Origin of the sequence: Calothrix rhizosoleniae SC01 (genome assembly GCF_900185595.1) — a bacterium.
Classification (GTDB): domain Bacteria; phylum Cyanobacteriota; class Cyanobacteriia; order Cyanobacteriales; family Nostocaceae; genus Calothrix_A; species Calothrix_A rhizosoleniae.
In genome coordinates this window covers 1-8,793 of the sequence record NZ_FYBH01000255.1, presented here as the reverse complement: position 1 = coordinate 8,793, position 8,793 = coordinate 1, and the positions used below count along the sequence as shown (strand labels likewise).

Sequence of the window (8,793 nt, the reverse complement as noted above, 5' to 3'; positions counted from 1 at the left end):
GTTGTTAGTTGTTAGTTGTTAGTTGTTAGTTGGGAGTTAAGATTTTTTGTCTTTCCCTCCTTCCCTCCTTCACTCCTTCCCTCCTTCCCTCCTTGTCCCCTACTCCCTACTCCCTACTCCCGAATCCACAGCCTGAGGTAGATTGACTGTAAATGTAGAACCTTCCATTAATTTACTTTTGACATTTATAGAACCACCACTAACTTGGACTAAATGCTGCACTATTGTTAAACCCAACCCAGCTCCACCAGGATCTTCCTTTGTCGCTGGATGTACGCGATAGAAACGGTCAAAAATTTTCGGTAGATCATTGTCAGAAATACCAATACCCGTATCCCGGACTTCTAATTGGACATAATCACCTTGTAAACGTGCCCGTACCCAAACCTGTCCCCCATTAGAAGTACCAAATCTAATACTATTGGAAATTAAATTAATGACTATTTGCTTCAGTCCACCAGTGACACACTGAACAGGAGGTAATTCATTTGGTATGGTGTAAGCCAGCATCATCCCTTTTTCTTGGGCTAAAGGTTGATAGGTACTAACTACTCCAGGAACCACATCTGCAAGTTGAACTGCCTCTAGAGCGGTTTTATCTAAACTACGCTCCATTTGTACTAATTCTAGCACTCCGTTAATCAATGAATTTTGGCGATCGCATTGAGTATTCAGCATTTGTAAGTACAGTTGGCGCTGAGGGGGTTTCATGTTAGGAGAATTTAACAAACTCAGAGCTGTTTTCATATGAGTCAGAGGTGTACGTAATTCTTGACACACATGGCTTAAGTATTCATCTTTATTTGCCAAGGAATTTTGCAGGTTCTGATTTTGCTGCTGTACCTTGGAAATCTTTTGAGTGATGACTTGACGACTAATTTCGTCTTGTCTTTTAATTTGTTTTGCTAATAGTTGATTGATTAATTCTGGTTTTGATATTGCTGGACAAACAAAATCCCTAGATAATGTTTCTGGGGCTATTTCTTGGTAAATACCATCTAACACTCGTTGAATAATGTTGCCTGCAAAGCAGGTGATTCCTAACAAAGATGCTGTTTTCTTCTGGTTGACATTCCCCGGCTTTGGTTCAGCCTGCTTTTTTTGTGGGCGATATGCCAAAATTAAGCTGCAAAACAGGGGTGATAAAACAATAAAAAAGTATTCTCGTTTTAATTTGCTCTCAGCAGGAATTTGTAAGTATAAGTGATGCAGTGATGAGCTTGGATTATTGTCCTCAGCAATTTTAAGATTATTTTTATCCAGATGGTAACTATAGATGGTAGGTACTGCACCTAATGCAGAATCATCATAACGGGTAACTTCTGATTGCCAAATACTTCCCGGTGGTAATTTTACCCATAACGTGGCTGTAATCTGCTGTTCAATCAGTAAGTCAATTTGTGACTTTACCAAGGATAGCAAAGTAGCAGAAGTTAGGGGAAATACTTCAGGTGAGTCTTGCTCTCCCAAAGCTAACTGATACAGGGATAGATCTGGAGCCGGAGAAACATTCATGAATTCAGCACAATTTAAAGAAAGGAAACAAAAATAATTAATTTTAGGGAGTTGTAGTCAGACAATTTTAGATTTTGGATTTTGGATTGACCCCATGTCTAAAGTCAGGGGCTTGAAGTAATGAATTATTGCGAAAGAGTGCTTATGCATCACGGCACAATTGTTTCTTATTTTTCCATAAATAAATTTAGGGGCTTATATCCTTTTACTTTTCGGTCAAGAGTATCATTATCTAAATAGAATCCCTGGAATTTTCCATGTAAGTGTTTGATTTATGCATACATAATCAATGAGTTTAACAGTAAAATTACTCTATGGTATTTATTTTTGTTACTCAATAAGTAGTTATCCTAATCTTTCAGATTAGTCAATAGCAACTCCAAAAAAATTTATCTGACCTTCGGGAAAGGTAGTCCCGATGAAAAAAATCTTCACCATCAATTATCTAAATACCAATTCAAATAATGTTTGCGACACATACATTTTTCGTAAGGGCACGGCATCCAAACTCTTTTGGTATGTAAAATTATCTTACTGGTGCCATGTCCCGACCCATCTGTCCCATTCCTCTTGCAAAATGGTATGGTATAGAACTTCCCCTTCCCCCTGCTCCCTGCCCCCTGCGCCCCTGCTTAGAAGGCAGAAGGGCTGATAAATCCAACATCCAAAATCCAAAATTGAATGTCCCCATAATTATGCACATTAGTCCAGGGCGAAAGCTACTGCCATTATCTGAGTCTTTATCTAGTCACCATTGGCAAAATATACGTCTCATTGCCACAGATATGGATGGCACGTTAACTGTAGCAGGTAAATTCACTAGTAAATTAGTCAAAAATCTGGAAAATTTAACCGCATTAGGAATCGAAATACTGATAGTTACCGGACGCTCTGCGGGTTGGGTAAGTGGGATCAGTCACTTGATGCCCATAGCAGGTGCGATCGCAGAAAATGGGGGTTTATGTTATGTATTTGATGATGAAGCACCAATTTTATTAACTTCTATTGAGAACCAAACTATTCATCGTCAGCAATTAGCAGCTGTTTTTGCCCAATTAAAAGCAAAATTTCCCCAGATTCAAGAATCTGCAGATAACTCCTTCCGAATTACCGACTGGACATTTGATATCGCTAATTTGACTCTTGAGGAACTACAGAGCATGGATTGTCTGTGTCAAGAAATGGGTTGGGGTTTCACTTATAGTACTGTCCAATGTCATATTAAACCCCTGGGACAGGATAAAGGCTCTGCTTTGTTACAATTATTGCAGACTCACTGGACTCAAATTTCTCCTCAAAATGCGATCGCTATTGGTGACAGTCCTAATGATGAAAGTTTATTTGATCCCAGCTATATTCCTGTTTCTGTAGGTGTTGCCAATATTTTGCAGTATACTCATCAATTAACCCATAAACCGACTTATGTGACTTCCGCAGCAGAAGGGGAAGGCTTTTGCGAATTAGCAGGATTAATTCTCCAAGCAAAAGGTGATCAAGGCATGACCGATACAAGTGGACATTAACGGTTATTTTAAGCTAAAGTTGTAATGAGTTCGATTTAGAAATAGGAAATCAGCAGATATCAACCAGCAACTGTTACAACTCTTCATGCTCAGTACTGCGATTACCGGATTAATTTAACGCAAAACCACGATTGTAGGAGTAAATGTAAGTTAAGAATAGTTGCCATCGATACAATAAACGAAGAAATATAAAAAAAGGGAAAATAACCCAATATTTAGAAAGACTGGAAATATGCAAAAGCAAGCGATATCAACAAAACCCATTCGTTCTTTAGAAGATGCCATTGAGAAATGCCAAATGCTGGGTATGCGAGTTAGCCGCCAGCGTCGCTTCATTCTGGAATTACTTTGGCAAGCTAATGAACATCTTTCTGCACGGGAAATTTATGATCGCTTGAATCAGCAGGGAAAAGACATCGGACACACATCAGTGTACCAAAATTTGGAAGCCTTATCTAATCAGGGGATCATTGAGTGTATAGAACGTTGTGATGGTCGTCTATACGGTAATATTAGTGATTCTCACAGTCATGTTAACTGTCTGGATACAGATCAACTTCTGGATGTTCATATCGATTTACCAGAAGATTTAATTCGTTTTGTAGAAGAGCAAACAGGAGTAAAGATAACTGATTACAGTATTAATTTTTATGGTTATCGTCATTTGAGAGAAGGGTTAAATAAGTAATAAGTAATAATTAACGAGGGAGTAGGGAGTAGGGAGTAGGGAGTAGGGAGTAGGGAGTAGGGAGCAGGGAGCAGGGAGCAGGGAAAGTCATTTTGGTGACAAAAATTGGGTAATTTATTTCTTGGAGTTCCCCCAAGAATGTTAGCGCAGCTTAACGCGAAGCGTCATAAATGCCTCTTCCCTATCCCCCAACCCCTAACACCTAACCCCTATTTTCTAGCTAGCTTTGATAATTAAGGAAACGCACTATCACCTTGTTTACTTACCACCAATCGCAAAATTGATAACCCCAAAATTATGAAAAATATCACCAACCCAATGGCACAGGCATAACTATATTCCAAATTAGGAAATACTTGCTCATATAAATAATAAACAATGGTTTTAGAACTATTTCCCGGTTGTCCCTTAGTCATCACCTGCACCTCATCAAACACCTTGGTAGCCGAAATAGCTGAGATTACAGCTACTAATGCTAAATAAGGTTTCATTAATGGCACTGTAATATCCCAATGTTTACCAATTCCATCGGAACCATCAATGGCTGCAGCTTCGTACACATCTTGAGGGATAGATTGCAAACCCGCTAAATAAATAACCATGTAATAGCCCAATCCCTTCCACACAGTCACAGCCATAACACTGAACAAAGCTAAATTGGGGCTAGTTAACCAAGGAATCCCTTCTTGGGAAAGATGAAAATATTTAAGTAACTGATTGAGTAAACCATTTTCTTTATACAACCATTGCCAAGCAATTCCTGCTACTACCGTAGATATGACAACAGGGGTATAGTAAGCGGCTCTAAACCAATTAATTCCCCGAAGTTTTTGATTGACTAAAATCGCCAATACTAAGGGCAAAATTACCAAAATTGGCACTACACCGACAATATAAATTAAGGTATTCCCCAAAGTCTGCCAAAATGCATTGTCACTTTGTAACTTCTGGAAATTATCTAAACCAACCCACTGGGGTGGCTGACTAAAAGTAATATCTTCTATACGATGAAAACTCAGATAAAAAGCTTGTAGTGCTGGCCAAAATACCGTTAATACTAAAATAAATAGGGCTGGCAACAAAAACAAGTAAGGAGTCAGCCGATGTGGAATCCAATTCCTATTTACGGACATTATATATCCCTCTGTTGTGACTGTGAGGAAAAAATATTATACCTAATCTCAATGCCTGACATCCAGATTCCCAGACAGGAAGTGCGGCTGCGCCAAAGGACTTAAGTAATAAGTAAAAAATAATCAGAAAATTATTACTTAGGAATCTGGTTGCCATGTCGATTAGATAATCTTATAAAACCTACTAATAGAGGATTTATGTTTTTTGTTCATCAAATCACAACACAGGGATAAATCTATTTGTACTTAGATATGATTGAGTTTATGGATACATCAACTCAACAAACCAAGTATGTGGCTGATCATGATTTCTACAGTGACGTACTACCCTAACTAATTCTTTTTCTACCAAGAGTTGCAATACGCTTTTTTGCCTACATTCACTCAATCGGGCATATCCGCCACGATCTTTGAGATATTGTAAAAGCATTTTTTCTCCATCTGCACCCATGACAATAACTCCGTATATTCTCAGTGCCAATTTTGGCTTCTTACGCTCGCAATTCTATGCAAAGAATGGATCGACCGCCACGGTACTTAACCCCTGAGTGGTTTTACCCCACAAAGAGGATAAAAATGGAGAATTTATTTGTTGCTGTTCCCTGTATTATTTGCTGAGCAGAGAGTATAAAAATACTTCTTCCCTAACTCCTAACTTTTTTTAATCCTTCGCAATAGCAATATCAGTGGACTTAATAACCGCATAAGCTTCTGTTCCTTCGGATAACTCCAACTCTTCCACAGAAGATGTAGTAATAATTGAAGTCAACTCAACTTCATGAACAACCTTTAAAGTTACTTGACTACTAACTTCTCCTTTCCTCACTTTTGTGACTACACCTTTGAGAAGATTACGAGAACTCACCTTTAAAGGCTTTTGTTGTTTAGCAGTTCCTGTCTCAGCAATTTTCTCAGCTTTTGACTCTTCTTGCGTGGTTGGTATGGGAGGCGGTGAAGAGTCTTGGCTAAGTCCCCGCACCAGCTCTCGTAAAATATCTGTTTTCGTGCGCTGAGACAGTTGACAGAATTCTTCCAACAGCTTTCTTTCCTCTTCCGAGGTTTGAAATGTAATCCATCCTTGTTCTTTTCTAGGCATACTTTTACCAAAATAGTTGGTAATTAGGCAATTATACAGGTATAATCAATCCTAGCAAGCTAGCAAGGCATAAATCCTCTACCAAAAATTTCTGATGAGTAGTAGAAACATATTTTCGTTTCTCAGTTGGATGTTGTTGTCCTTAATCTTAGTTATTGCTTGTAGTCCAATTTCTCATACGAAATATTCTTCAACATCAACTCCAGCAAACCAGTCTGCAAGTTTAACTATCTCCGCAGCAGCTAGCCTCAAGGATGTGATGGCAGAAATCAAGCTTTTGTATCAACAGGAAAAGCCTAATATTAAACTTACCTACAATTTTGGCAGTTCTGGTTCTTTACAAAGACAAATTGAACAGGGGGCTCCTGTTGATATTTTCATCTCTGCTGCAACTAACAAGATGGATATCTTGGAGAAAAAAGGTTTACTGCTGGGTAATACCCGCAAAAATTTGCTGAAAAATGAGATAGTTTTAATTGTACCTAAAAAACCAGCAACTGAGATTAGAAATTTCCCAGACTTAAGTAAGGGAAACATTCAAAAAATTGCTATGGGTGAACCAAAAAGCGTTCCTGCTGGACAGTATGCGAAACAAGTATTAACGACTCTGAAAATTTTTGAACAAGTCAAACCCAAAGCTGTTTTTGCTAGAGATGTACGTCAAGCCCTGAACTATGTGGAAACTGGTAATGTCGATGCTGGTATTGTTTACCTTTCCGACGCTAAAAGTTCTGCTCAAATCAAAATTGTTGCGACTGCACCAGCAGATAGTCATTCAACTGTAGTCTATCCTGTTGCTGTGGTCAAAAGAACTAGAAATATCCAAGCAGCAAAGGATTTGATTGAGTTTCTGTCCCACAATCGTGCCAAAACTGCGTTTGAAAGCCAGGGATTCAACTTAGCTGAATAAAGTTGTTAGAAACCTTTGTTATAGCCAAAATATTTATTACTTATTACTTATTATTATGCCTGCTGACCTTTCTCCTTTGTGGATATCTCTGAAAACTGCATTACTAGCTACATTTGTTACTTTTTTTCTTGGTATTAGTACTGCTTACTGGATGCTGAGATATCGTGGCAAAGCTAAATCTTTAATTGAAGGTATTTTTGTTTCACCATTAATTTTACCACCTACTGTTGTTGGTTTTTTGCTACTACTATTTTTCGGTAGAAATGGCCCTGTGGGTAAACTCATGGAGCCTTTTAATTTCAGTATTGTTTTTACTTGGTATGGTGCTGCGATCGCTGCTATAGTAGTATCCTTCCCTTTGATGTACAAAACAGCCTTGGGAACTTTTGAGCAAATAGATCCGAAGTTACTCCAGGTAGCGAGAACTTTGGGAGCTTCCGAGTGGGTTGGGTTTTGGCGAGTTACTTTTCCTCTGGGACTACCGGGAATTTTAGCCGGAACAACTTTAGCTTTTGCCCGTGCTTTGGGTGAATTTGGTGCGACTTTGATGCTTGCGGGTAATATTCCCGGACAAACCCAGACAATTACTATGGCGATTTATTTTGCCGTAGAATCAGGAGCGATGGATGAAGCTTGGTTTTGGTCGGTGGTAATTATAGTAACTTCCTTATCAGGGATTATCGGAGTAAATTTCTGGCAAGAATTACGCCAAGAGAGAAGGAAAGTCAGATATAAATCTAGAACCAGCCATCAGACAAATGAGTGTGTCTTAATTAACCCTACCCATTTACTGAATACTCATGGTGGATTGATTGTAGACATTGAGAAAAAACTACCAGGCTTTCATTTACAAGTTTGCTTTGCAACTGATAACCAAACTTTAGGATTGTTGGGTGGTTCTGGTGCAGGTAAGAGTATGATTTTACGCTGCATTGCTGGGATAGAAACACCAACCAAAGGTCAGATTATCTTGAACGGGAGGGTATTATTCGATTCTCAACGAGGAATTAATTTACCTAGCCGCGATCGCCGTGTGGGATTATTAGTACAGAATTATGCTCTGTTTCCCCACATGACTTTGGCGCAAAATATTGCTTTTGGTTTACCCAAACAGCTATCCAAATCTGCCATCAAACAAGAGATAGAATCCCAATTAATATTAATGCAATTAGAGGGATTAGGCGATCGCTATCCCCATCAACTTTCTGGAGGACAACAGCAGCGAGTAGCTTTAGCCAGGGCTTTGGCTTCTCAACCAGAAGCACTATTACTAGATGAACCATTTTCTGCCCTTGACACCCATTTACGCAGTCAATTAGAGCAACAAATGATAGGTATCTTAAGGGAATATCAGGGTATTTCCTTATTTGTGACTCACAATATGGAAGAAGCTTACCGAGTTTGTCCAAATTTATTAGTCATGGAACAGGGTAGGGAAGTACATCATGGTTCCAGGTATGAAGTTTTTCAACATCCGAATACTGTCAGTGTTGCTCAGTTAACGGGTTGTAAAAATGTCTCCCGTGCTTGCAGTCAAGCATCCCCAATAGTGGAAGCTATTGATTGGGATTGTCATTTGCAAGTTAGAGAACCTATTCCCCATTCATTGGCTTATGTAGGTATTCGCGCCCATCAAATTTCCTTTACTGATAACCCAGAGCGAGAAAATACCTTTCCCTGTTGGTTAGTCAGAAGCAGTGAAACACCCCATCGCATGACCCTGTTTCTTAAATTACATTCTCCCCCAAATAATCCCCAGGATTATCATCTGCAAGCAGAACTATTCAAAGAGAAATGGCTGAGAATTATGGATAGACCTTCACCTTGGTATGTATCTTTAGAACCCATACGATTAATGGTCATGGAAGGTTAGGGGAAGTAATAAGTAATAAGTAATAAATAATAAGTAACAAGGAATAAGGAATAAG

Annotated in this window: 8 protein-coding genes; 4 read left to right on the top strand and 4 right to left on the bottom strand. The window is 38.9% G+C overall.

Annotated features, from left to right (window positions below; all coding sequences use genetic code 11):
• Nucleotides 1–99 precede the first annotated feature (99 nt).
• A complete protein-coding gene (locus tag CALSC_RS15205; RefSeq protein ID WP_088242169.1) occupies nt 100–1,515 on the bottom strand; it encodes a DICT sensory domain-containing protein in 1,416 nt (471 codons plus the stop codon).
• A 695-nt stretch (nt 1,516–2,210) separates the two neighbouring features.
• On the opposite strand from CALSC_RS15205, the gene CALSC_RS15200 reads away from it, so the two are divergent.
• Complete coding sequence (locus CALSC_RS15200; protein ID WP_088242170.1) at nt 2,211–3,038, top strand: HAD-IIB family hydrolase; 828 nt, start codon at nt 2,211–2,213, stop codon at nt 3,036–3,038.
• A gap of 232 nt (nt 3,039–3,270) precedes the next feature.
• Entirely contained in the window at nt 3,271–3,726 is a 456-nt protein-coding gene (locus tag CALSC_RS15195) for a Fur family transcriptional regulator (protein ID WP_088242168.1), read from the top strand.
• Nucleotides 3,727–3,959: 233 nt separating this feature from the next.
• Here CALSC_RS15195 and CALSC_RS15190 read toward each other — a convergent pair whose 3' ends face one another.
• From CALSC_RS15190 to CALSC_RS15180, 3 genes are all read right to left on the bottom strand, one after another.
• Nucleotides 3,960–4,859 (bottom strand): carbohydrate ABC transporter permease, encoded by a 900-nt coding sequence (locus tag CALSC_RS15190; RefSeq protein ID WP_088242167.1) that lies wholly within the window; start codon nt 4,857–4,859, stop codon nt 3,960–3,962.
• A 262-nt stretch (nt 4,860–5,121) separates the two neighbouring features.
• Entirely contained in the window at nt 5,122–5,340 is a 219-nt protein-coding gene (locus CALSC_RS15185) for a hypothetical protein (protein WP_235006801.1), read from the bottom strand.
• 180 nt (nt 5,341–5,520) lie between these two features.
• The gene (locus tag CALSC_RS15180) at nt 5,521–5,955 is read right to left on the bottom strand and encodes a TOBE domain-containing protein (protein WP_088242165.1); all 435 of its coding nucleotides are present in this window, start codon (nt 5,953–5,955) and stop codon (nt 5,521–5,523) included.
• Between the two features lie 94 nt (nt 5,956–6,049).
• Between CALSC_RS15180 and modA the strand changes: the two genes are divergently transcribed.
• Both modA and modB read left to right on the top strand, forming a co-directional pair.
• Nucleotides 6,050–6,865: a molybdate ABC transporter substrate-binding protein gene (gene modA / locus CALSC_RS15175; protein ID WP_088242164.1), complete on the top strand. Its 816-nt coding sequence runs from the start codon at nt 6,050–6,052 to the stop codon at nt 6,863–6,865.
• A gap of 55 nt (nt 6,866–6,920) precedes the next feature.
• Entirely contained in the window at nt 6,921–8,738 is a 1,818-nt protein-coding gene (modB, locus tag CALSC_RS15170; protein ID WP_088242163.1) for a molybdate ABC transporter permease subunit, read from the top strand.
• The last annotated feature ends 55 nt before the right edge of the window (nt 8,739–8,793 follow it).